Source organism: Citrobacter sp. Cu096 (assembly GCF_030332285.1).
GTDB lineage: Bacteria > Pseudomonadota > Gammaproteobacteria > Enterobacterales > Enterobacteriaceae > Citrobacter > Citrobacter meridianamericanus.
This window is the reverse complement of record NZ_JAOWID010000018.1, coordinates 112,927-137,450: the sequence shown is the minus strand read 5'-3', so window position 1 is coordinate 137,450 and position 24,524 is coordinate 112,927. Positions and strand designations below refer to the sequence as shown.

The following is a 24,524-nucleotide window of genomic DNA, read 5'->3' as shown; positions in this document are numbered from 1 at the left end:
CGTGCTCTCGTTTTTCTGCACAACCGCCCGTTTGAGCCGTTATTGATACTGCAAATGTGGTGAATTTCGCCATCACATTGATACAAATGATAAATTTAGGGTGTTTTTATGAAGGAACTCGATGATTACTCGACCAAAGAGCAGAAACAGCTGGCGATTTGTCAGCGCCTGATTAGCGAAAAAAGCTACCTGTCCCAGGAAGCGCTTCGCCGCGATCTACAACAGCATGGTTTTACCGGGATTAGCCAGTCAACGGTATCTCGTCTGCTAAAACTGCTGGGTGCGATAAAAATAAGAAATACAAAAGGGCAAAAAATTTATTCTGTAAATCCGCAATCGCGACCCGCTCCTGATGCTGCCCGCTCGATTGCTGAAATGGTGGTCAGCGTGGAACACAATAGCGAATTTATCCTCATCCACACGGCGGCAGGCTATGGCCGTGCCGTTGCCAGAATCCTCGATTATCACGCGTTGCCAGAAATTCTCGGCGTCATTGCCGGTAGCAGTATTGTCTGGGTCGCACCGCGGGTTGTACAGCGAACAGCCCTGGTTCACAAACAGATTAATTATCTATTTAAAATGAATTAAAATTCATAAGAACCGTTTGCGATGAATAAATTGTGCATTTTTCGCTTGATCCCATAACGGAGCTGAGTATAATCGCGGACAATTTGCCGGGAGGATGTATGGTTCAGTGTGTACGACATTTTGTCTTACCGCGTCTGAAAAAGGACGCTGGCCTGCCGTTTTTCTTTCCGTTGATCACCCATTCCGAGCCCCTCAATTGAGGGGCTTTTTTTTTGCCCAGGCGTCAGGAGATAAACATGGCTAACCCGCTCTATCAAAAACACATCATTTCCATAAACGACCTCAGCCGCGATGACCTCAATCTGGTCCTCGCAACGGCGGCGAAATTAAAAGCGAACCCACAGCCGGAGCTGTTAAAGCATAAGGTCATCGCCAGTTGCTTCTTTGAGGCGTCGACCCGCACCCGTTTATCCTTTGAAACATCGATGCACCGCCTGGGTGCCAGCGTGGTGGGTTTCTCTGACAGTGCCAACACCTCGCTGGGTAAAAAAGGCGAAACGCTGGCCGACACCATTTCCGTCATCAGCACCTACGTCGACGCCATCGTGATGCGTCATCCACAGGAAGGTGCCGCGCGTCTGGCAACAGAATTCTCTGGTAACGTTCCGGTTCTTAACGCGGGCGACGGCTCCAACCAACACCCGACCCAAACGCTGCTGGATCTGTTTACCATTCAGGAAACGCAGGGTCGCCTGGACAATCTGCACATCGCCATGGTGGGTGACCTGAAATATGGCCGTACCGTCCACTCCCTGACGCAGGCGCTGGCGAAGTTCGAAGGTAACCGTTTCTACTTCATCGCCCCGGACGCGCTGGCGATGCCGCAGTACATTCTGGATATGCTGAATGAAAAAGGTATTGCCTGGAGCCTGCACGGCACGATTGAAGAAGTGATGGCGGAGGTCGACATTCTCTACATGACCCGCGTGCAGAAAGAGCGTCTGGACCCATCCGAATACGCCAACGTAAAAGCACAGTTTGTTCTGCGTGCCAGCGATCTGGCGGGAGCCAGAGAGAACATGAAGGTGCTGCATCCGCTGCCGCGCATCGATGAAATCACCACCGACGTCGACAAGACGCCGCACGCCTGGTATTTCCAGCAGGCTGGCAACGGCATCTTCGCCCGCCAGGCGTTACTGGCACTGGTACTGAATAGCGAACTGGCACTGTAAGGGAGAAAAAGAGATGACACACGATAACAAACTGCAGGTTGAAGCCATCAAACGTGGCACCGTGATTGACCACATTCCCGCACAGGTTGGTTTTAAGCTACTGACGCTGTTCAAACTGACTGAAACCGATCAGCGCATCACCATCGGACTGAACCTGCCGTCTGGTGAGATGGGCCGTAAAGACCTGATTAAAATCGAAAATACGTTCCTGACCGACGAGCAGGTCAACCAGCTCTCCCTGTACGCTCCGCAGGCAACGGTAAACCGCATTGATGATTACGACGTGGTGGGTAAATCACGCCCTAGCCTGCCGGAGCGCATCGACAACGTACTGGTGTGCCCGAACAGCAACTGCATCAGCCATGCTGAGCCGGTTTCTTCCAGTTTTGCAGTGAAAAAACGCGCTGATGATATCGCACTCAAATGCAAATACTGTGAAAAAGAGTTTTCGCATTATGTGGTGCTGGCCAACTAATTGAGGTTGGTAATGGTTTCCCGGCTCCCTATAATGGCCGGGAACATTCTATTACCGCTGTAATTCAGGAGAAATCATGAGCAAGACTATCGCGACGGAAAATGCACCAGCAGCAATCGGCCCATACGTTCAGGGCGTTGACCTGGGTAGCATGGTAATCACTTCCGGTCAGATCCCGGTCGATCCGAAAACCGGTGCCGTAGCGGAAGACGTGTCCGCTCAGGCACGTCAGTCGCTGGAAAACGTAAAAGCTATCGTTGAAGCAGCTGGTCTGAAAGTGGGCGACATCGTAAAAACGACCGTCTTCGTGAAAGACCTGAACGATTTCGCTACCGTCAACGCCACCTACGAAGCGTTCTTCACCGAGCACAACGCGACCTTCCCGGCGCGTTCTTGCGTGGAAGTGGCCCGTCTGCCGAAAGACGTGAAAATCGAGATTGAAGCGATCGCCGTTCGTCGCTAAATCTTATTAGAGAGCCCTGCTCTGGCAGGGTTCCTTAAGTATTGCAACCTATAACTGAAAAAATCAATTCTCTTCCATTATTCTTTAAGGTGATGGTTTCATTTTCGATTATCCCCACTCCCCAATTATATAATTCCATTTCCCCTTTTTGCTGTGATTCTATATTCTCTGAGAAACAGGTTTGTCCTAAAACCCAATACAACCTTGAACTATAAACATTAATTTTGAGATCATTATCATTATCATTATCATTATCATTATCATTATCATTTTTTCCAATGTATAAACTATCTTATTGTGAATTTTAAAACTAACAATATTGTTATATCTTTCAACTGAATTAATAGAAAAAATACAGATAAACATTATAATTAGTAAACAAAATATTTTTATAGTAGCTCGTCTTATAAAAGTGTTCATTGGTCATGTCTCCATAAAAAAGAATAACCAGATGAACCAATGAGCGCTTTATTTTTTTCCTGACACTTAATTAGCCCCCATTTCTCTGCGACCAAGGATATATCATTTTCATGTGCAATTTTACGGTAAACGTACCGGTAAGACTGAAATGGATCGTGTAGAGGAATGTTCATTTCCCTTACAATAATATCCCCAGACGATTTCTCCAAATAAACATATAAACCATGCCAGGATAAATTCTTTGCATAGTGGGTATTTGAATCATCGTTACGGCACCATTGTACAACCAGAAGATAGTGACTTTCACGCACGGGTAACCAGCAAACCGAAATAATATACAGCATATAACAAAAGGCACAAACTAAAGCGAAAGTAAGTATTTTTTCCATGTAAAATAGAGTGCTATGCTCAGTCATGCCATTTTACCTCTGACTCAATGGCACCAAAAACATTGTACTCTCTGGCCAGACACTCCTGATGAAACCTCCCCATAAAAGTATCATTCACCGGAACGATACTACCTAAACGAACGCCAGAATTTGCGACACTAATATTCCAGTTATACCTGTCAAAAAACTTAAACTGAAATGTCAAATCATAACTACATAATCTACTACCATTGCTCATCGTATTTTTATACTTATCTTCGGTAATTTGCACCTGACCTTTGCCCCAGTATTGATAACCTCCTATAGCATAAAACAAGTCTGGATCGCTAGAAATAAAATCATCAGTATTAACATGCTCAGAAGTAAACTCATGCTGGCCTGGCGATAATGTTTTACAAAAACTCTTTGCTGCATCCAATAATTGCACATAATTATCCTTTAACTGGGCTGATTTTCCCATCATATCAGTTAAGTTAATATGTATGTCTTCACCCGTATTTTGCAAATAATGCAGTAAATTTTCTCGAGCAAAAGGATAGCGATACTTTAAATATAAGCTCCCATCAATCAACTGTTCCAGGTAATATTTATAATAATAAAATTGATCTGAAAAATTCCCCGCACTGCACCATTCACCACTTCCAACATCAATACTATATTCAGGATCATCTCTCCCCAATATATAACCGTTCATAATACCGCCTAAGAATAATTAACATGACAAGATGTTAACATTTATAATCTAGCGTATTCTGTTGGAAGACACTGGCAATGCCATAATTCAGAAAATATTTAGCTGTATTGGGCGAAAGACAAAAAAACGGGCATGGAAGCCCGGAGTGAATTTAGGTTGGCCCGGTAAGCGTGAGCGCCACCGGGCATTTATCACATTACACCAAACAGTTTCGGCAGGAATAGCGAAATCGCCGGAATGTATGTCACGAGCATCAGCACCAGGAATAGCACGAGGTAGAATGGCAGCATCGCCTTTACCACCTGCTCTATTTTCTGCTTACTCACCGCACTGGCCACAAACAGCACCGACCCTACCGGTGGCGTAATCAGGCCAATCCCTAAGTTCACCAGCATGATCATGCCAAAATGGACCGGATCAATACCGAGCGCGTTAGTCACCGGTAGTAGCACCGGCGTCAGGATCAGGATCAGCGGCGCCATGTCCATCAGCGTACCGATCAGCAGCAGCATGATGTTAATGCACATCAGGATGACATATTTGTTATCCGAGATGCTTGTGAAGGCTTCGGTGATCCGCATCGGCAACTGCATATAAGTCATGACGGCACCGAACGCAGCAGCAAAGCCTATCAGAATCATGACGATCGTGACCGTTTTCACCGTGCGGAACATCAGCTTCGGCAGCTCAGACCATTTATAGTCACGATAGATAAACATGGTGACAAAGAAGGCCCAAAGACAGGCAATCGCCGCAGACTCCGTCGCGGTAAAGATACCTGACAAAATGCCGCCCATGATGATCACAACCGTCATCAAGCCCCACAGCGTATCGACGAAAATCTTCAGCGCCTGGCGAAACGGTACGCGTTCCCCTTTTGGATAACCGCGCTTGTGCGCAAAAGCCACGCACATCACCATCAGGCTGAGGCTTAACAGCAGGCCCGGCAGGATCCCGGCGATGAACAGTGCGGCAATCGACACCGTGCCGCCTGTAGCCAGCGAATAGATAACCGAGTTATGGCTGGGCGGCGTAAGAATCGCCTGCACCGAACCACTGGCCGTTACCGCCGCGGCAAAGTCGCGCGGATAACCTTTTTTATCCATTTCCGGGATCATTACCGAACCAATGGATGCGGTATCAGCTACAGACGATCCAGAAATAGCGCCAAAAAAGGTTGATGCCACAATGTTTACCAGCGACAGTCCGCCGCGAATAAAGCCAACAAAAATATAGGCAAAGTTCACCAGTCGCCGCGCAATTCCCCCTTCGGCCATAATAGCCCCAGCCAGAATAAAGAATGGGATCGCCAGCAGCGAAAACTTATTCACCCCGCTGGTCAGTTGGATCATTACCGCTTCCAGCGGAATATCTATGTACCAGGCCCCAATGATGGCGCTAATGCCAACCGCATACGCTACCGGTACCCCAATTGCCAGCATAATGCCGAGCGTAAAGACGAGAATAAATGCATCCATCTGCTTTCCTTTCTGAAATGGGGGCGGTAACTAGCTGGTCGATCCCAGCATGACAACAGGACGTTGGTACTGCGGACCACGGAAAATCTTTTCTGCGATAAACAGCAGCGTTATGGCAGAGCCAATCGGTAATGGAAGGTAGTTTTGCCCGGCGCTTAAAAGCGGGAATTCGGCCACGGGCTGGCCCCACAGTTCAAGACAGAGATTGGTTCCGTAGCAGAGGATAAAAAGGCTTATCGCCACTAACATAACGTCAGCGATTACCGAGCAATAACGGCGGGAAGCCTCACCCAGACGGTCAATCACCATACTTACCGCAATATGCGAGCCTGCACGATAGCTCACCGCCGCGCCAATAAAGGTGAATGTCACCATACACAGAATAGCGACGGGTTCAGGCCATGACAGGGCGTTATTCAGAACATAACGCGCGAATATACCAATGGGGATAATGGCGACCATGACCAATAATGCGATACCGGCAATCCACATTGACACCCGATAAAGAAAATCCATTACCGATGAATAGCATTCACCCATAATCATCACCTCGAATTAATCAAAAGATTCAGGCAGAGGGTTGATATCCTCCACCTGATGAATTACTTCACATCCTGAATTCGTTTGATCAAATCCTGGTGGTCTTTACCGTAATTATCCCGCACTGACTGCGTGGCTTTATAGAAATAGTCCGTATCAATATCGTGGAACTGAACGCCATTGGCTTTCATGGTCTCCAGCGATTTCGCATTATAATCCTGCCAAAGTTTTCGTTGCTCTACCTGTGCTTCTTTGGCGAGTTTAATAATGAGGTCCTGGTCTTCTTTTTTCAACTTATCCCATTTGGCTTTCGAGAACAGAAAAAGCTCAGGAATAATAAAGTGTTTGCTCCAGGTATAGTTTTTCACGACCGGCAAATAGTTATGCGCAACAAACGTTGGCGGGTTATTTTCCGTGCCATCAATAACGCCGGTCTGCATACCGCTAAATACTTCGCTGACGCCCATGACAACGGAATTAGCGCCCATCGCTTTCAGGGTATCCAGCGCTATCGGACTCCCTTGAACACGGATTTTCATACCGTGTAAATCTTCCGGTTTCACCACCGGATTTTTGGTGATCAGGTTGCGCGTTCCGGCATCCATCCAGCCGAGGAACACCAGCCGCGATTTGGTGTTGGCCGTCAGGCGGTCGCCAATCTCCTGACCAATCATGCCGTCGAGAACCTTATGCAGATGGTCTTCATCACGGAAAATATATGGCAGGGTAAACACGTTAATTTCAGGGAGAATAGCGGCGACTGGCGTCATTGAGACACGAATAATATCGATAGCACCTAATTGCGCCTGCTCAATCATCTGCTTTTCGTCGCCTAACACGCCACCGGGAAAGGTTTTAATCTCCAAACGACCGTCGGTGGCAGCGCTAAGTTTTTCCCCCATATGTTTCACGGCAACAACGTTCGGGTAATCAGCCGGATGCACATCTGCGGCGCGAAAGGTTTGTGCCAGCGTTGCATGACTCGCCAGTAATACAGACGCGCCAATACACAGACTTAACAGGTTTTTTGTCAGTTTCATTTGTCCTTCTCCAGAAGTTCATAATATCCATTAACAGGAATAGCTTGCAGAGCAAATGACTGCCGGAATTAAAAACGGGCAGCGAGAAACTTTCTTACCGACGTTACCTGCGCAGACTAACTGGTGTAACAATTTATTTCGATGACTACGTTCACAAAAAATCGCAGACACTTAAAATTTTTAGCACACTGTTTCATTTTTGCAATACAGATCGTTTTATTGATAAATAAACAACGCAAGGATGGCGATTTGATACTAACAACCCGCGTTAGTATTTCAATAAAAATAAAACACCAATATTTCGGGAGAATATCTTTCGAATGAAAAAGTGAAATGCAGGATGGTATTAACACCATCCTGCAGAGATGTTGAGGATTACTGCCAGCCGTAGCGGCGGCTATAAAAACCTTTCACTAATTGGGTCAATGTCATGTAACCCGCCAGGATCGCAATCAGCCACGGGAAGTAGCTCAGCGGCAGCGCCTGCAATTGCAGGTAGCTGGCCAGCGGCGAGAATGGCAATGCAATACCCACCACCATCACCACCAGCGTCATCAGCATCAGCGGCCATGCGGCGCGGCTTTGGATAAACGGCACGCGACGTGTACGGATCATATGCACAATCAGCGTTTGCGACAGCAGACCCACCACGAACCAGCCCGACTGGAACAACGTCTGATGTTCTGGCGTATTCGCATGGAAGACGAACCACATCAGGCAAAATGTCAGAATGTCGAAAATGGAGCTGATCGGCCCAAAGAAGAGCATAAAGCGGCCCAGATCGGCGGGATTCCAGCGCTGTGGCTTTTTGATCTGCTCTTCGTCAACGTTATCAAACGGAATCGCCACCTGGGATACATCGTACAGCAGGTTCTGAATCAGTAAGTGCAGCGGCAACATTGGCAGGAACGGTAAAAAGGCGCTCGCCACCAGCACACTAAATACGTTACCGAAGTTAGAACTGGCCGTCATTTTAATGTACTTCAACATGTTAGAAAAAGTACGACGTCCTTCGATCACCCCTTCTTCCAGTACCATCAGGCTCTTTTCCAGCAGGATGATATCTGCCGCTTCACGGGCAATATCAACCGCGCCATCAACGGAGATGCCAATGTCCGCCGCGCGCAGCGCCGGAGCGTCGTTAATGCCATCCCCCATAAAACCGACCACATGACCTTCACGCTTGAGCAGAGTCACAATGCGCTCTTTGTGCATTGGCGTCAGGCGAGCAAACAGCGTGGTGCGCTGGGCAAGTTGGGCCAGCTCGTCATCACTTAACCCCTCAATGCTGCTACCGATAACCACATCACCCGCATCCAGTCCCACTTCATGACACACTTTCGCCGCCACCAGCTCACTATCGCCGGTGAGGATTTTCACCGTAATACCGCTGGCTTTCAGCGCTTTAAGCGCCGGTGCGGTGGTCTCTTTCGGCGGATCGAGGAACGCGATATAGCCTTCGAGGATCAGATCGGATTCATCAATACGCTGGTAATCGCCCTCACGCGCGGGCAGATACTTCGTTGCCACCGCCACTACGCGCAGCCCCTGACGGTTCAGCGTGTCCGTGACGCGTTTCACCCGACGCAGCATGTTGTCGTCTAACGGAACAATCTCACCATTGTGGCGTACCTGGGTGCAGACGCTAAGGATCTCCTGCAGCGCGCCTTTACACACCAGTTGATGTACATCGGTTTCTTCAGCGACCACCACCGACATGCGGCGGCGTTCGAAATCAAACGGGATCTCGTCGATTTTTTGCCAGCGGGTAGAGAGACGGCGGGCGGATTCTTCGTCCACGCCTTCCAGCACCGCCGTATCCAGCAGATTCTTCAGCCCGGTCTGGTAATGGCTGTTCAGCCACGCAGAATGCAGGACGTGTTCACTGGGCTTGCCGGAGATATCGGTATGATTCTCCAGCACAATTTTATCTTGCGTCAGCGTGCCGGTTTTATCGGTACACAGAATATCCATCGCGCCAAAATTCTGGATGGCGTCGAGGTGTTTGACGATGACCTTTTGTTTTGACAGCTTCACCGCCCCGCGTGCCAGCGTTGAGGTGACGATCATCGGCAACATCTCTGGGGTCAATCCCACCGCCACAGACAGCGCAAACAGCGCCGCTTCCCACCAATCGCCTTTGGTATAACCGTTGATGATCAGCACAATCGGCGCCATCACCAGCATAAAGCGGATCAGCAGCATACTGACGCGGCTGATCCCTTTCTGGAAGGCATTCTGCTCGCTTTCTTGCTCGCTGACGCGGCCCGCCAGTTGCCCGAACCAGGTATTAGCGCCGGTCGCAATCACGATAGCCTGCGCCGTACCGCTCACCACGTTAGTGCCCATAAAGCACAGGGTATCGCATTCCAGCGGGTTGCTTTGCTGCGGGTCGCGGCTGGTGGCGACTTTCTCCACCGGCAGCGATTCGCCGGTCAGCGAAGCCTGTGCCACAAACAGATCACGAGCCTGCACCACACGCAGATCGGCTGGGATCATATCCCCTGCTGCCAGTTTGATAATATCACCAGGGACCAGCTGGTCGATCGGCAGTTCAACCCAGCCGTTCTCCCCTTTCTCGTTGATGACGCGTAGCACCGTCGCGGTGTTACTGACCATTGCTTTCAACGCATCCGCCGCTTTGGTGGAACGCGCTTCCTGCACAAAATTCAGCAGCGTGGAGATGATAACCATCAGCGCGATGACGCCCGCAGCAAACAGATCCTCGGTGGCATAGGAAATCGCACCGAGGATAGTCAGCAGAATATTAAACGGGTTGCGGTAGCAGACCCACAGATGTACCCACCATGGCGACGGCTTCTGCGCCGGTAGCTGGTTCTCGCCATGTAACTCGCGAGCGTTTTCCACTTCTGCAGCGTTCAACCCTTCCGGGTGCGTGCCGAACGTTTTCCACAACGCTTCTTCGTCCATCAGCGCCATTTTCAGGCAATGTTCGCTCAGCGAAGGCGGGATCGGCGTGTTGGCAACGGTCTGCGCATTGGGGAGCGGATCGCGATGCACCAAACGATACGGTAAATGGCGGTTTAGCCGGGCAAACAGCTGGCGAGTAATATTTTTGAACATAGGCAGTCCCTCTGCCCCCGTATAAACAGGGCAGTAAATCCTTCAGGCGTGGCAAATCCTTGCCTGATGGCAATCTAATAATCGTAACAGGGACGTCAGAACGTCACTGTCTTACTGTTCCGGTAAGACAGTGAAAGACAGGCTTACCGGAAAGGGTTGTTTCTCCTTTTAGGGAGAGGGGTGGGATCGGGATCCATATAGCCTCCGGTAAGTGAATGATTTGCGCCGCGGATTATACGCAGAAAACCATAAGGTTTGTGGCAATTATGGCGGTATGATAAACCATGGAAACTAAACCAAACGTATACCAGACTTTGCCCATTGCACTGCGCGTGAGTAAAGTTATTCTCTCTTTGGCATAACTTCGCACGCAACACGGGAAAACAGGATGCAAAACCGGCTGACAATTAAAGACATCGCCCGCTTAAGCGGCGTGGGAAAATCAACCGTTTCCCGCGTTCTCAACAACGAAAGCGGCGTGAGCGAACGCACCCGCGAACGCGTTGAAGCCGTGATGAATCAGCACGGATTCTCTCCTTCCCGCTCCGCACGCGCCATGCGCGGACAAAGTGACAAAGTGGTGGCGATTATCGTCACGCGTCTGGACTCGCTTTCGGAAAATCTCGCCGTCCAAACCATGCTGCCCGCCTTTTATGAGCAGGGTTACGACCCGATCATGATGGAAAGTCAGTTCTCGCCTGAGCTGGTAGAGGAACATCTGGGTATGCTCAGACGCCGTAATATTGACGGCGTGGTGCTGTTTGGTTTTACCGGTATTACTGAATCCATGCTCGCCACCTGGCAAGATTCGCTGGTGCTGCTGGCAAGAGATGCCAAAGGCATTGCCTCCGTCTGCTATGACGATGAGGGTGCCATTCTTACCCTGATGCAACGTCTGTACGATCGCGAGCATCGCCAGATCAGCTTTCTTGGCGTTCCCCATAGCGACGTGACCACCGGGAAGCGCCGCCATGAAGCCTATCTGGCATTCTGTAAGAAACATAAATTACACCCCGTCGCCGCGCTGCCGGGTCTGGCCATGAAGCAGGGTTATGAGCAGGCCGCCAGTGTTATCACCCCGGAAACCACCGCATTAGTCTGCGCGACAGACACCCTCGCCCTTGGGGTCAGCAAATACCTGCAGGAGCAGCGAATTGAGAACCTGCAATTGGCAAGCGTGGGCAGCACGCCGCTGATGAAATTCCTCCATCCGGAAATTATCACCGTCGATCCAGGATACGCCGAAGCCGGACGACAAGCGGCCTCACAGCTGATCGAGCAGATCAACGGCCGTAGCGAACCACGACAAATCGTTATTCCCTCCAGCCTCTCCTGATTGCTTTCTGAGCGTCAATTTGTGATCTTCGCTGCGTTTCGGGAACGTTCCCATTTTTAAATTTTCATCGACGATATACTCTGGCGGCAGGTCAACAATAGGGCTTAATAATGAGCAAAATTAAACAAGCAGACATCGACCGGCTGATTGAGCTGGTAGGCGGGCGCGACAATATCGCCACGGTGAGTCACTGCATTACTCGCCTGCGTTTTGTGCTGAATCAGCCTGCTAACGCCAGGCCGAAAGAGATCGAACAGTTACCGATGGTCAAAGGCTGCTTCACCAACGCCGGACAGTTTCAGGTGGTGATTGGCACCGAGGTGGGCGATTACTACAAAGCGCTGTTGGCGACTACCGGACAAGCCAGCGCCGACAAAGAGCAGGCGAAAAAAGCGGCGCGGCAGAATATGAAATGGCACGAACAGCTGATTTCTCATTTTGCGGAGATCTTCTTCCCGCTGCTGCCCGCGCTGATTAGCGGCGGCTTGATCTTAGGTTTTCGTAACGTGATCGGCGATCTGCCCATGAGCAACGGCCAGACGCTGGCACAGATGCATCCTTCGCTGAAAACCCTTTACGACTTCCTGTGGCTGATTGGCGAAGCAATCTTCTTCTATCTGCCAGTCGGGATCTGCTGGTCGGCAGTGAAGAAAATGGGCGGTACGCCAATCCTCGGTATTGTGCTGGGCGTAACCCTGGTTTCACCGCAGCTGATGAACGCCTATTTGCTCGGTCAGCAGGTGCCGGAAGTGTGGAACTTCGGCCTGTTCAGTATTGAGAAAGTGGGTTACCAGGCACAGGTTATTCCAGCGTTGCTGGCCGGTCTGGCGCTCGGGTTTATTGAAACGCGCATGAAACGCATCGTGCCAGATTATCTGTATCTGGTGATCGTCCCGGTGTGCTCGCTGATCCTTGCAGTGTTTCTCGCGCATGCCTTCATCGGTCCGTTTGGTCGCATGATCGGCGACGGTGTCGCGTTTGCGGTCCGTCATCTGCTGACCGGCAGCTTTGCCCCGATCGGCGCGGCGTTGTTCGGCTTCCTGTACGCCCCGTTGGTGATCACCGGCGTGCATCAGACCACGCTAGCCATCGACATGCAGATGATTCAGAGCATGGGTGGCACACCGGTATGGCCGCTGATCGCACTGTCGAATATCGCTCAGGCCTCTGCGGTGGTGGGCATCATTATCTCCAGTCGCAAACACAATGAACGTGAAATCTCAGTCCCTGCTGCCATCTCCGCTTATCTCGGGGTCACTGAACCGGCAATGTACGGCATCAACCTGAAATACCGTTTCCCGATGCTGTGCGCGATGATCGGCTCCGGTCTCGCCGGACTGCTGTGCGGCCTGAACGGTGTGTTGGCAAACGGGATTGGTGTCGGCGGTTTGCCGGGCATCCTCTCCATCCAGCCGACTTACTGGCAGGTATTTGGTATGGCGATGGCCATTGCGATTGTTATCCCGATGGTACTGACCTCATTTGTTTACCAGAGAAAATATCGTCTGGGCACATTACAAATTATCTAACTTTTCTTCGGGGCGCAGTTGCGCCCCAACGTATTTCCAGGAAACAACCATGACTATTCCCCACTGGTGGCAAAACGGCGTTATCTATCAGGTTTACCCCAAGAGTTTTCAGGATACCACCGGCAGCGGCACCGGCGATTTACGCGGCGTGACGCAGCGTCTCGACTATCTACAAAAACTGGGCGTTGATGCCATCTGGCTGACGCCGTTCTATGTTTCACCGCAGGTTGATAACGGCTACGACGTCGCGGATTACCTGTCTGTCGATCCTGCCTACGGTACGCTGGAAGACTTTGACGAACTGGTGGCACAGGCAAAAGCGCGCGGCATCCGTATTATTCTCGATATGGTGTTTAACCACACCTCAACCCAGCACGCCTGGTTTCGCGAAGCGCTGGATAAAGACAGCCCGTATCGTCAGTTTTATCTCTGGCGCGACGGCACGCCAGACAGCCCGCCGAATAACTGGCGCTCCAAATTTGGCGGTAGCGCCTGGGGCTGGCACGCCGCAAGCGAGCAGTATTATCTGCACCTCTTCGCTCCGGAGCAGGCAGACCTGAACTGGGAGAACCCGGCGGTCCGCGCCGAGCTAAAAAAAGTCTGTGAGTTCTGGGCCGATCGCGGCGTGGACGGCTTGCGACTCGACGTGGTGAATCTTATCTCTAAAGATCAGGACTTCCCGAATGATCCCGACGGCGATGGGCGGCGTTTTTATACCGATGGCCCGCGCGCGCATGCGTTTTTACGCGAGATGAACCGCGACGTCTTCACGCCACGCGGCCTGATGACGGTGGGCGAGATGTCTTCCACCACACTGGAAAACTGCCAGCAGTACGCCGCGCTCGATGGCAGTGAACTGTCGATGACCTTTAACTTTCACCACCTGAAAGTGGATTACCCCAATGGTGAGAAGTGGACGTTAGCCAAACCCGACTATGTGGCGCTGAAAACTCTGTTCCGCCACTGGCAACAGGGCATGCATAATCAAGCGTGGAACGCATTGTTCTGGTGTAACCACGACCAGCCACGCATCGTGTCGCGTTTTGGCGATGAAGGTAAATACCGTGTCCCAGCAGCTAAAATGCTGGCGATGGTGCTGCATGGCATGCAGGGCACGCCCTATATCTATCAGGGTGAAGAGATCGGCATGACCAACCCGCACTTCCGCCAGATTACCGATTATCGCGATGTAGAAAGCCATAACATGTTTGCCGAACTGAACGGTCAGGGGCGAGATGCCGACGAATTGCTGGCGATCCTCGCCAGTAAATCCCGCGATAACAGCCGCACGCCGATGCAGTGGGATGCCAGCCAACACGCGGGCTTTACCAAGGGCGAGCCATGGATCAATCTGTGTGACAACGCGGTGGAGATCAACGTGGCGGCAGCGCTGAGCAATGCCGACTCAGTGTTCTACACCTATCAGAAGCTGATCGCATTGCGCAAAGCGGAGCCAGTTATTACCTGGGGCGACTATCAGGATCTGTTACCGGACAGCCCGCATCTGTGGTGTTACCAACGCGAGTGGCAAGGGCAGCGGCTGCTGGTCATTGCCAATCTGAGCGATACCTTTCAGAGCTGGCAGCCAGCCCAGACCGATGGAAACTGGCAGGTGCTGATGCACAACTATGCCGAGGTCGCCAGCCAACCTGGGGACATGACACTGCGTCCTTTTGAGGCCGTCTGGTGGTTGCAAAAATAGCTTGCAATTGGCGTCAGGCCCGGTTCATGTAGTGTTGCCGGGCTTCACTGCTGACACTACGTTTACCCTACTGTTTTTGTTGAATAATTAATCAGAATTTTCTGCCTACAATTTACAATCGCTGTACTGCCCGTCATCTGTACGCTCCGATTTTTACTTTGCGCTACATCAAATAAATCGTAAACATCCTTGATGCAAATCACTACATATAGAACTTAAAATGCACGCCGACCCAACATGTTGTATTAATCGACTACAATTGCTACAACTACAATGCACCGTTTAACGGAGAAATTGTGGATAAAGTGGGTCAGGATTGCGGGAAGTCATTGGCAATAGAGATGAATAAAGCCATGGCCGCTTCCCCAACCTCTGTGGATAACCTGTTCTTATAAATATGGAGTGATCATGACACCGCATGTGATGAAACGAGATGGCTGTAAAGTGCCGTTTAAATCAGAGCGCATCAAAGAAGCCATTCTGCGTGCAGCTAAAGCAGCGGGAGTCGATGACGCAGATTACTGTGCCACCGTCGCAGAAGTCGTTAGTAGCCAGATGAATGAGCGCAGCAAGGTCGATATCAACGAGATCCAGACAGCGGTAGAAAACCAGCTGATGTCTGGCCCGTACAAACAACTCGCCCGCGCGTACATCGAATATCGCCACGACCGTGATATCCAGCGTGAAAAACGTGGCCGTCTGAACCAGGAAATTCGTGGTCTGGTTGAGCAAACCAACTCCGCACTGCTGAATGAAAACGCCAACAAAGACAGTAAAGTGATCCCAACCCAGCGCGACCTGCTGGCCGGTATCGTTGCCAAACACTATGCACGTCAGCACCTGCTGCCGCGCGATGTGGTTCAGGCGCACGAGCGTGGTGATATTCACTATCACGACCTCGATTACTCGCCGTTCTTCCCGATGTTCAACTGCATGCTGATCGACCTCAAAGGCATGCTGACGCAGGGCTTTAAGATGGGTAACGCGGAGATTGAGCCGCCAAAATCTATCTCTACCGCGACCGCCGTGACCGCGCAAATTATCGCGCAGGTTGCCAGCCACATTTATGGCGGCACCACCATTAACCGTATTGATGAAGTCCTCGCGCCGTTCGTTACCGAGAGCTTTAATAAGCATCGTAAAACCGCTGAAGAGTGGCAGATCCCGGATGCCGACGGCTATGCACATTCTCGTACCGAGAAAGAGTGCTACGACGCATTCCAGTCCCTTGAGTATGAAGTGAACACCTTGCATACCGCCAACGGCCAGACGCCGTTCGTCACTTTTGGTTTTGGTCTGGGAACCAGCTGGGAATCACGTTTGATCCAGCAATCTATTCTGCGTAATCGCATTGCGGGCCTCGGTAAAAATCGCAAAACCGCGGTGTTCCCGAAACTGGTGTTCGCGATTCGTGACGGTCTGAACCATAAGTTTGGCGATCCGAACTACGACATCAAACAGCTTGCGCTGGAGTGCGCAAGCAAGCGCATGTATCCGGATATCCTGAACTACGATCAGGTAGTGAAAGTGACCGGTTCGTTCAAAACACCGATGGGCTGTCGCAGCTTCCTCGGCGTGTGGGAAAATGAGAACGGCGAACAGATTCACGACGGGCGTAACAACCTCGGCGTTATCAGCCTCAACCTGCCGCGTATCGCGCTGGAAGCACACGGTGATGAAGCCACCTTCTGGAAACTGCTTGACGATCGCCTGGTGCTGGCGCGTAAAGCGCTGATGACCCGCATTGCGCGTCTGGAAGGCGTGAAAGCTCGCGTGGCGCCAATTCTGTATATGGAAGGGGCCTGCGGCGTGCGTCTGAAAGCGGACGATGACGTGTCAGAAATCTTTAAAAATGGCCGCGCGTCTATCTCGCTGGGTTACATCGGTATTCACGAAACCATTAACGCGCTGTTTGGTGACAAACATCTGTACGACAGCGAGGAGCTGCGCGCCAAGGGTATCGCCATTGTGGAACGTCTGCGTAAGGCCGTTGATCAGTGGAAAAACGAGACCGGCTACGGCTTCAGCCTGTACAGCACGCCGAGCGAAAACCTGTGCGATCGTTTCTGCCGTCTGGATACCGCCGAGTTTGGCGTGGTGCCGGGCGTCACCGACAAAGGTTACTACACCAACAGCTTCCACCTCGACGTGGAGAAGAAGGTTAACCCGTACGACAAGATCGATTTCGAAGCGCCGTATCCGCCGCTGGCGAGTGGAGGCTTCATTTGCTACGGCGAATACCCGAATATTCAGCACAACCTGAAAGCGCTGGAAGATGTCTGGGATTACAGCTATCAGCACGTGCCGTATTACGGCACCAACACGCCAATCGATGAATGCTACGAGTGCGGCTTTACCGGTGAGTTCGAATGCACCAGCAAAGGCTTCACTTGCCCGAAATGTGGTAACCACGACGCCGCGCGCGTGTCGGTCACCCGCCGCGTCTGCGGTTATTTAGGCAGCCCGGACGCCCGTCCGTTTAACGCCGGTAAGCAGGAAGAAGTGAAGCGCCGCGTTAAGCATTTAGGTAATGGGCAGATAGGTTAATTTCGGCAGTATTATTGCCTGGCGATGCGACGCTTTTCGCAAAGCAATTGGCGCCAGGACAAGGCGGCAAGCAAGTGAATCCCGGGGAGTTTACATAAGTAAGTGACCCGGGTGAGCGAGCGCAGACAACGCAGTAATGGCGTCAATTGAGAAGCGAAAATGAACTTTCACCAATATTACCCCGTCGACATCGTTAACGGCCCCGGAACCCGCTGTACGCTGTTTGTTTCCGGATGCGTGCATGAATGCCCCGGCTGCTATAACAAAAGCACCTGGCGGCTCAATTCCGGCGAGCCATTTACCAAAGAGATGGAAGACAAGATCATTGCCGATCTGAACGATACGCGAATCAAGCGCCAGGGGATCTCGCTCTCAGGCGGCGATCCGCTGCATCCGCAAAACGTGCCGGATATCCTGAAACTAGTGCAGCGCGTTCGCGCTGAGTGCCCTGGGAAAGATATCTGGGTGTGGACCGGCTACAAGCTAGATGAACTCAACGCCGCGCAAATGCAGGTTGTCGACCTCATCAACGTGCTGGTCGATGGCAAATACGTGCTGGATCTCAAAGACCCGGCGCTAATCTGGCGCGGCAGCAGCAACCAGGTAGTACATCGTTTGCGTTAATTTTCAGGCGGTAAACATTCTGTTATCCACCTCTCAAAAACGGCTCACGCACTCCATGGCGACGGTTTTGAACTCGCTGAAATTCTGACATGCGCAGAGCCGCGTCATGGCGCGCTCGCGCAGGAAGGTGACGAAAATATCGTAGATCGCCATCGCTTCTTCGTACTCGCTTTTACTGATGGCGAGGAGGAAGATCACGTGCGCCGTTTCATCGCCCCAGGCAATACCCTGCGGAGCGAGGATAGTGTAGACCACCGTTTTCTTTGCCAGCAGACCGAGGGCGTGCGGCAACGCGATGCCGTCGCCCAGCATCGTGCTGACGATGGCCTCACGTTCAACCACCGAATCAAGAAACTCTGCATCGACAAAGCCTTCATTCTGCAACTGCCGACATAGCGTGGTGAACAGCGTTTGTTGATCCATAGGACCGTCGATCACACGAAAATGGGCGGCATCGAAAAATTTATTCAGCATCCACGGACGAGTTCTGTCCACCAGCACCAGTTTGCCAATTTGCTCCAGTTGATAATCGGTCGGGAACGGCGCAATCATCGCTACAGGCTTATCTTTTTCCCCGATCCGCGCGGTAGAGATAACAAAATCCTCGCTAATGCTTTCCCGCTGTTCGTAGTCACGCAGCGTGACGGTATCGACAATTTCTATCTGCGGATACTTACGCGCCAGCACCGCTTCAATCATCCGCGCCATCGCGTTTCCGGCATCGCATACCAGCAGAACTTTCGGCTGTCTCTGGTAACCGATGTTGTAACTACGTTCCAATCCAACGCCAATATGCAGGACCAGAAAGCCAATCTCATTTTCACTGATGGCATATGGCGTATATTTCCCCCATCCCGAGACGGCGGCCAGCGTCATATCCCACGCCATAGGATAGTGCTGTTTAATATTTTCCAGCAGCGGATTGGGGATCATTATCTGGTAACGTACGCGGGTGATCATCGTCTTAATATGCGTCAGCAGATCGGCATGTAACTGTTTGTCATTCAACAGGTTGTAGTTGTACTGCGTGTTGATAAAACGCAGGATGTAATTAACCAGCGCTTCGTCATCATCCGCATTAATGGCGCTGGGGGCGATCTCTTGTACCTGACGGGCGGCGATGTGCACCTGTAGCCAGTTCTCTTCGAAAACAGAAAGCGGTTTGTCTGCCAGTCGGTGCAGGACCGCCGCAATCTCACGCGCGGCAAGGCATACCGATTGATCCGTTTCTTCTGCGGCAAACTCCGGCAATGGATACCCTTCGCTAATCCGCCGTACCGCTACTGCGCTGTACAACCGCAAAAATAGCTCGCCCTCATCGGTCAGGCGAATATGAAAACGAGCAAAAATATCCTGTAAAACGGGCTGTAGCTGCTCAGGGATCCCGGCATTCAGCGCCTCTTGCATCACTAATGGGTGCTGCGGATCCTGCTGCGCCAGCGTCCACAGCAGATCGGTCAGACAGGCGCGGATCGCCATCTCGCTGCCAAACAGCTTCATGCCGTGACGGGGGCGCGTTTCCAGCGTGAGATGATAACGTTGCAGATGTTCACGTACCTCAGCCATATCGTTTTGCAGCGTCGCACGGCTGATAAACCATTCATCAGCCAAATCTTCAAGCTTTAGCGAGAAGGCCGACGTCAGAAAACGAACCACCAGCCAGTGTATCCGTTCCTGGCTGGTTCGCGGGATGCGCAGCAACCCATCAGGCTGCTGCGTTTGCAGGGTATGATAACTTGCCGGATCGTCAATTTTGAGCTGATAACCGTTGCCCCGGCTGAGGACAAACTGCGCGCCGTACTGGGTGAGCAGCGCGTTTAGCGCAGTGATGTCAGCTCGTACGGTGCGTGTGGAAACCGACAACCGCTGCGCCAGCTCGTCCTGTGGAAGCGCTTCGTTTTGCAGCATGCCAAACAGCTGCGCTAAACGTTGGTTGGGGAATCGCACGTCAGTCTCCTCATCTGTCAGTTAGCCTACGCAAGCCCGGGTCATCGCCATCAACTGGCGCACGTCATCCGGGCGGGTGTTACCACTCACCTTATCAATAATCGAACTATAGATGTGAGGAATGATTTTGCTCACTCCGGCATCCAGAGCGATCTGCAGGATTTCAGTGAAATTATCCAGATCGATACCCCCGGTAGGCTCCAGCCAGAAGTCATGCCGGGCACAGGCCTGCGCTACGGCAATGTACTCATCACGGCATTTCAGGCCGCCCATCGGGAAGTATTTAATCGAGCTACCACCCATATCTTTGAGCAACGCAATCGCGGTTTCTACCGGTACAATACCGTCCGATGTCTGGCTGCTCAGCGGACCGGTGGAGATTTTCACCATCCCCGGCGTACCCGTTGGCGAGACCAGACCGTTGACTACCGTCTCCTGCTGGCCCAACAGCGCACGACTGGTTGCCACACCGGTAAAGACTTGATTAACATGCTGCGGCTGTACCTGACGAGAGATCTCACTGACCATCGCCGACTGGTTTGGGTCGCCTGCCCCCAATCCCACGGAGAGCGCATTGTCGATAAGCGCTGCGTATTCACGCATATCCGCGACCGCGCTTGCGACATCCGGATAATTTTTTGACAACACGCCGACCAGCACGTGTCCTTCCGCTGCCGCGTAAATATCCCGCGCATTTTCTTTGGAGCCTGCCAGCACGTTCAGGCAGACGCGGTCGCGATAAAAGTTAGGGGTCAGTTTCATGCGTTTTTCTCCTGTGAAATCACTTCACCAATTCGACGGGCCACAATTTCCAGTTGCGCGCGATCGACGCTGCGCACATCGGCCTCGATAATGCCTTCGTTGGCTTTGTAACCACGGAAGTAAATCGCGTACTCGCCTTGTTTCAGGGCTTCAACCAGTTCGCCCGTGGCGATACCGGTTACCGCTTCGTCAAACTTAATTTCCGTACGGGCGATGTCGCGCCCAGCGCCATCCCACACCACGCGGGCACTGACGCCATTAAAGGTATTCAGCGCATTAATGAACGGCGTCATTTTCTCGACCATCTCCGCGCCACTCTCTTTTTGCGCGTTCAGATACAGTTCGATAGCGCAGGTCAGGCCAAGAATACCCTCTTTGCCCACCTTCATCGCCCGGCCAATCCCCGCCGTCTGGCGCTTCACCCACTCAACGTACTGGGTTTTGCCGATCACCAGACCGCTGGTTGGCCCTTCAATCGCCTTTGCGCCGCTGTAAATCACCAGATCTGCACCAAGGCGGTAGTAGCACTGCAAATCTTCTTCCGCCGCTGCGTCCACAATCAGCGGCAGATTATGCGTGCGCGCCACCACCGCGGCCTGCTCCACGCTGAGCATACTTTTCTGTACACAGTGGTGAGATTTGATATACAGAATCGCCGCCGTGCGCGGCGTAATGGCCGCCGCCAGCTGTGCCGCGGAACATTCATTGGCATAGCCCGCTTCCACCAGCTTACCGCCGCCGAGCGCCACCATAGTGCCTACCGGTGCGCCAAAGTTGACGTTGTGGCCTCTGGGCAGCACGATTTCGTTGTTCTCGATGGGCGTAACGTGCAGATTCTCCAGCAGCCAGTCGCTATCTTTAACCAGCACCGCAGCCACCGACTGGGCGATTCCCGCCGACGCGCAGGAAACGACGGTCGCCCCTTCCACTTCCAGTAATTTCGCGATGTAGTCGCCGGTTTTATTGACCAGATCTTTCATTTCGAAGTACTGATTCATTCCCGCCATCGCGACCTGAACCACTTCTGGTCGCGGCGTGGAGACGCCAAGTGCCGTCATACGGCCTGATGTGTTAATTACCTGTTTTAAATCGTATTTCTCAAAAATCGAAGGCATGTTCCGCGCTCCCTTGTTCGGTCATATAGCCCTTGCCCGCACGTATTGCGGCAAGCGGCACCAGCAGTTGTTCAGCCTGCAGGCTGTCGTTTTCTGCATCTACCAGCACGGTTGGCTGGCGCTTAAGCGTAAAGAGGGTCAAATCAGCATCCAGACCAACCTGCAGTCGCCCTTTCTGTTTCAGACGCAGGCCGTCAGCGGCATTGGCGGTCACGCACTCGATGACCTGCGGGAGCGACATCCCAATGGCGAGAAATTTCGACATCACATTCGCCAGGGAATACACAGGACCGCTGATACGGTTGCGGCAATAAATATCGGAGCTGATGGTGTGCGGCAAAATGCCAAGACCGATAGCGCGTTTTGCCACCGCAAAGCTCAGGCTGGCGGTGCCGTGGCCAACGTCCAGACGGACTCCACGTTGCAGCGCCCGCGTGACAGATGCGCGCAGCTCGCCTTGCGGCGTCAGAATGCGGTTCGGCTTACCGTTGTAGCAGTGGGTAATAATGTCGCCCGCACTCAGGCGTTCGGCGATCTCATCGAGATTCGGCGGGTTGTTGCCGATGTGCACCATCAGCGGCAGGTCGCCATTCTCTTTTTGCATCTCTTTGGCACGATCCAGCGGGGTGATGCCGTTTTCGCCGACCACGCTGCTGCTCATGCGTGCCTTCAGGCCGACGATAAAATCAGGATAGCGTTTCACTGCCTGCCGCACCGCATCGGCGTCAATATTGGCCATGTTAGCCAGCTCATTCTGGGCAATAAGCCCAACACGGGAGATGTTCAGCAGCGCATACACTTCAGTCGCCGCTTCCCGGGTCAAGGTGTAAAAATCGTCGATATCATCCGCCCCGGTACTGCCCGCATCCACGACCGTGGTGACGCCAGTCGCAATACCGACGCTGTCCGGCTGGTCGTGATAAATCGGGGATTTCGGGTAACAGTGAACGTGGGAATCAATCCAGCCTGCGCTGACGTAGCACTCGCCGCCGAGCTCAATGGTTTTCAGCGCTGGGCCATCAACGTTGCCCAACGCCGCAATTTTGCCGTCTTTCAGCGCAATATCGCTCACCGTATCGTCAACGAGGCGCGCACGGCGCAGGAGTAAATCAAACATCGCTCTCTCCTTTGCCGGATGGCGGCGTAACCGCCTTATCCGGCCTACAAATCAACAGTTAGCTAATGGCAATCGGGAAGATTGAACCGAGGATCATTGCCCCAAGGATCGCCCCGCCGGTGATCGGTTTTTGCCACAGGTAAAACAGCAGCGCACCTGCCAGCGAACCGATGCCGATAGGGATAGAAGCGGTCATCGCGCTGAGGATAATCAATGGCCCGAGGAAGCGGCCAGAGGCGTTACCGGCCCCCATCATGACGTCCGCCCCGTAGGTTGAATCGCTCTGATTGATGGTGAACTTACGCGCCAGGATGATGATGTAGCCAATCGCCAGGCCAATCACCAGGCCGGTGACCAGAGAGGCGGCGAAGTTGGCGACCGGGAAGATAATGCCCGCGCCCAGCAACAGCGCCGGAACACCTAACCCGACTCCGGTCTGAATCGCGCCGCCGATATCCAGAATCCCCACCAGCGAACCTTCAATGATGCGGGCAAACAGGAAGCTTGCGCCAAATGCCGCCACCGCTCCGTAAGAGCCGGTGTCCATTCCCGCCTTTAGCATCGCCACAAAAGCGACTTCGTTAAATGCGCCGATACCGTACAGGTAGTACATGTGCGTTCCGGCAAATACGCCAGAGGAGAGCAGGCCAACGAAGATCGGGAACGACCAGTCAGCGAACCAAAAACCTTTATTCTGTTCCATGATGGCCTCCGTTATTTGCCGCTGAGTGAGTTATGGATAAGTTCCAACCAGCCAGGCACGGTCAGATGGAAGGATTCGATCATCTTCATATCGAAGCCGCGGAAGAAGCCGCTCAGGACAAACAGTGCAACAATAGCCACCATCATGACTTTGGTAACGTGGTTCCAGCCGCTTTCTTCCACGCCTTTACCGATCAAAATACCAAGGACCAGACCCGGGACGGCGTTGCCCATAATCAGTTGCGCCGCGCCGCCAAAAACGGTGGCCCAGAAACCTGATTTCTTACCGGCATCGATCGCCGCCAGCCAGAAAATCACTGGCATCACGGTGTTAACCAGCAGGTTAGCCGCAGGCACCAGTACCTTGACGGCAGTAACTTGCAACGCTTCCGGTACGGATGACGCGGTGAGGTTCAGGAAGGTCACGACAATCATCCCGATAACGCCACAGGCAATCGCCATGCGTTTGGGATCGTGCAGCGTTTCGCCGACGTTGCGGTTTTTAACCATCAGCGCGGCGGCGCCCCAGTTGGGGATGATGCGATGGTCAACGTCCTGCGTGAACGCTCCCGCCGCAACGGAAGAAGCCCAGGCGTTAAAGAAGAAGCCCAGGCCGAACGAGAAGTGAGAAGCCGGATCCCCTTCACAGGAATTCAGTTCTCCCAGAGTACGAAACGCGCCCATCCCTTGAGTGGTAGGCGCATGAAACATGCGTGCAGCCCCAGCGCCGACACCGACGCCAACCAGGCCACCAATGATGAGCGATTTTATTAATATTATCAGGAACATATTTATGCCTT

25 protein-coding genes are annotated in these 24,524 nt (G+C 52.4%); 11 read left to right on the top strand and 14 right to left on the bottom strand.

Annotation, left to right across the window (positions count from 1 at the left end; translation table 11 throughout):
* Nucleotides 1-108 precede the first annotated feature (108 nt).
* Nucleotides 109-588, top strand: coding sequence for an arginine repressor (locus OGX99_RS02060; RefSeq protein WP_151217448.1), 480 nt, complete (start codon nucleotides 109-111; stop codon nucleotides 586-588).
* Here the strand turns inward: OGX99_RS02060 and OGX99_RS02055 are convergent.
* Entirely contained in the window at nucleotides 585-707 is a 123-nt protein-coding gene (locus tag OGX99_RS02055; RefSeq protein ID WP_123268762.1) for a hypothetical protein, read from the bottom strand. The two genes, OGX99_RS02060 and OGX99_RS02055, sit on opposite strands and share 4 nt — an antisense overlap.
* Here OGX99_RS02055 and pyrL point away from each other — a divergent pair.
* The 5 genes from pyrL to ridA all read left to right on the top strand — a co-directional run bounded on the left by pyrL (nucleotide 687) and on the right by ridA (nucleotide 2,698).
* Nucleotides 687-788, top strand: a complete 102-nt coding sequence (gene pyrL / locus OGX99_RS02050; RefSeq protein WP_003025819.1) for a pyr operon leader peptide — start codon at nucleotides 687-689, stop codon at nucleotides 786-788. The genes OGX99_RS02055 and pyrL overlap by 21 nt on opposite strands.
* Complete coding sequence (locus tag OGX99_RS23765) at nucleotides 769-822, top strand: pyrBI operon leader peptide (RefSeq protein WP_106875647.1); 54 nt, start codon at nucleotides 769-771, stop codon at nucleotides 820-822. The genes pyrL and OGX99_RS23765 overlap by 20 nt, the downstream gene beginning before the upstream one ends.
* 2 nt (nucleotides 823-824) lie before the next feature.
* Nucleotides 825-1,760 (top strand): aspartate carbamoyltransferase, encoded by a 936-nt coding sequence (pyrB, locus tag OGX99_RS02045; RefSeq protein ID WP_151224491.1) that lies wholly within the window; start codon nucleotides 825-827, stop codon nucleotides 1,758-1,760.
* Nucleotides 1,761-1,773: 13 nt separating this feature from the next.
* Nucleotides 1,774-2,235 (top strand): aspartate carbamoyltransferase regulatory subunit, encoded by a 462-nt coding sequence (gene pyrI, locus OGX99_RS02040; RefSeq protein WP_003025816.1) that lies wholly within the window; start codon nucleotides 1,774-1,776, stop codon nucleotides 2,233-2,235.
* A gap of 76 nt (nucleotides 2,236-2,311) precedes the next feature.
* On the top strand, nucleotides 2,312-2,698 hold the full coding sequence (gene ridA / locus OGX99_RS02035; protein ID WP_000047544.1) for a 2-iminobutanoate/2-iminopropanoate deaminase: 387 nt from the start codon (nucleotides 2,312-2,314) through the stop codon (nucleotides 2,696-2,698).
* Nucleotides 2,699-3,114: 416 nt separating this feature from the next.
* On the opposite strand, the gene OGX99_RS02030 is transcribed toward ridA, so the two are convergent.
* The 7 genes from OGX99_RS02030 to mgtL all read right to left on the bottom strand — a co-directional run bounded on the left by OGX99_RS02030 (nucleotide 3,115) and on the right by mgtL (nucleotide 10,540).
* Nucleotides 3,115-3,534 carry a hypothetical protein gene (locus OGX99_RS02030; protein WP_252838478.1) on the bottom strand — a complete coding sequence of 140 codons (420 nt, stop codon included), beginning with the start codon at nucleotides 3,532-3,534 and terminating at the stop codon, nucleotides 3,115-3,117.
* Nucleotides 3,527-4,201 (bottom strand): hypothetical protein, encoded by a 675-nt coding sequence (locus tag OGX99_RS02025; protein WP_252838479.1) that lies wholly within the window; start codon nucleotides 4,199-4,201, stop codon nucleotides 3,527-3,529. Before OGX99_RS02025 ends, OGX99_RS02030 begins: the two co-directional genes overlap by 8 nt.
* Before the next feature lie 191 nt (nucleotides 4,202-4,392).
* Nucleotides 4,393-5,679, bottom strand: a complete 1,287-nt coding sequence (locus OGX99_RS02020) for a TRAP transporter large permease (protein WP_003830349.1) — start codon at nucleotides 5,677-5,679, stop codon at nucleotides 4,393-4,395.
* 30 nt (nucleotides 5,680-5,709) lie between these two features.
* A complete protein-coding gene (locus tag OGX99_RS02015; RefSeq protein WP_151224490.1) occupies nucleotides 5,710-6,219 on the bottom strand; it encodes a TRAP transporter small permease in 510 nt (169 codons plus the stop codon).
* A 62-nt stretch (nucleotides 6,220-6,281) separates the two neighbouring features.
* A complete protein-coding gene (locus OGX99_RS02010; protein ID WP_048212839.1) occupies nucleotides 6,282-7,259 on the bottom strand; it encodes a TRAP transporter substrate-binding protein in 978 nt (325 codons plus the stop codon).
* A gap of 375 nt (nucleotides 7,260-7,634) precedes the next feature.
* A complete protein-coding gene (gene mgtA / locus OGX99_RS02005) occupies nucleotides 7,635-10,343 on the bottom strand; it encodes a magnesium-translocating P-type ATPase (protein WP_252838480.1) in 2,709 nt (902 codons plus the stop codon).
* A 143-nt stretch (nucleotides 10,344-10,486) separates the two neighbouring features.
* On the bottom strand, nucleotides 10,487-10,540 hold the full coding sequence (gene mgtL / locus OGX99_RS23760; RefSeq protein WP_353655333.1) for a mgtA regulatory leader peptide MgtL: 54 nt from the start codon (nucleotides 10,538-10,540) through the stop codon (nucleotides 10,487-10,489).
* Nucleotides 10,541-10,731: 191 nt separating this feature from the next.
* Between mgtL and treR the strand changes: the two genes are divergently transcribed.
* The 5 genes from treR to nrdG all read left to right on the top strand — a co-directional run bounded on the left by treR (nucleotide 10,732) and on the right by nrdG (nucleotide 18,081).
* On the top strand, nucleotides 10,732-11,679 hold the full coding sequence (gene treR, locus OGX99_RS02000; RefSeq protein WP_151217438.1) for a trehalose operon repressor TreR: 948 nt from the start codon (nucleotides 10,732-10,734) through the stop codon (nucleotides 11,677-11,679).
* A 110-nt stretch (nucleotides 11,680-11,789) separates the two neighbouring features.
* Nucleotides 11,790-13,208, top strand: a complete 1,419-nt coding sequence (gene treB / locus OGX99_RS01995; protein ID WP_005134195.1) for a PTS trehalose transporter subunit IIBC — start codon at nucleotides 11,790-11,792, stop codon at nucleotides 13,206-13,208.
* Nucleotides 13,209-13,257: 49 nt separating this feature from the next.
* Nucleotides 13,258-14,910, top strand: coding sequence for an alpha,alpha-phosphotrehalase (gene treC, locus OGX99_RS01990; RefSeq protein WP_286542428.1), 1,653 nt, complete (start codon nucleotides 13,258-13,260; stop codon nucleotides 14,908-14,910).
* A 408-nt stretch (nucleotides 14,911-15,318) separates the two neighbouring features.
* A complete protein-coding gene (gene nrdD, locus OGX99_RS01985; protein WP_151217433.1) occupies nucleotides 15,319-17,457 on the top strand; it encodes an anaerobic ribonucleoside-triphosphate reductase in 2,139 nt (712 codons plus the stop codon).
* 159 nt (nucleotides 17,458-17,616) lie between these two features.
* A complete protein-coding gene (gene nrdG, locus OGX99_RS01980) occupies nucleotides 17,617-18,081 on the top strand; it encodes an anaerobic ribonucleoside-triphosphate reductase-activating protein (protein ID WP_286542425.1) in 465 nt (154 codons plus the stop codon).
* 33 nt (nucleotides 18,082-18,114) lie between these two features.
* Here nrdG and OGX99_RS01975 read toward each other — a convergent pair whose 3' ends face one another.
* From OGX99_RS01975 to OGX99_RS01950, 6 genes are read right to left on the bottom strand one after another with little or no spacing between them, the layout of a single operon-like run.
* Nucleotides 18,115-20,028 carry a BglG family transcription antiterminator gene (locus tag OGX99_RS01975; RefSeq protein ID WP_151217429.1) on the bottom strand — a complete coding sequence of 638 codons (1,914 nt, stop codon included), beginning with the start codon at nucleotides 20,026-20,028 and terminating at the stop codon, nucleotides 18,115-18,117.
* A gap of 21 nt (nucleotides 20,029-20,049) precedes the next feature.
* Entirely contained in the window at nucleotides 20,050-20,790 is a 741-nt protein-coding gene (gene dagF / locus OGX99_RS01970; protein WP_151217427.1) for a 2-dehydro-3-deoxy-phosphogluconate aldolase, read from the bottom strand.
* Nucleotides 20,787-21,905 carry a DgaE family pyridoxal phosphate-dependent ammonia lyase gene (locus tag OGX99_RS01965; protein ID WP_151217425.1) on the bottom strand — a complete coding sequence of 373 codons (1,119 nt, stop codon included), beginning with the start codon at nucleotides 21,903-21,905 and terminating at the stop codon, nucleotides 20,787-20,789. Before OGX99_RS01965 ends, dagF begins: the two co-directional genes overlap by 4 nt.
* Complete coding sequence (locus tag OGX99_RS01960; protein WP_151217423.1) at nucleotides 21,889-23,022, bottom strand: amidohydrolase/deacetylase family metallohydrolase; 1,134 nt, start codon at nucleotides 23,020-23,022, stop codon at nucleotides 21,889-21,891. Before OGX99_RS01960 ends, OGX99_RS01965 begins: the two co-directional genes overlap by 17 nt.
* A 58-nt stretch (nucleotides 23,023-23,080) precedes the next feature.
* Nucleotides 23,081-23,725, bottom strand: a complete 645-nt coding sequence (locus OGX99_RS01955; RefSeq protein ID WP_003830379.1) for a DUF4310 family protein — start codon at nucleotides 23,723-23,725, stop codon at nucleotides 23,081-23,083.
* A gap of 11 nt (nucleotides 23,726-23,736) precedes the next feature.
* Nucleotides 23,737-24,513: a DUF4311 domain-containing protein gene (locus OGX99_RS01950; RefSeq protein ID WP_151217421.1), complete on the bottom strand. Its 777-nt coding sequence runs from the start codon at nucleotides 24,511-24,513 to the stop codon at nucleotides 23,737-23,739.
* Nucleotides 24,514-24,524 lie beyond the last annotated feature (11 nt).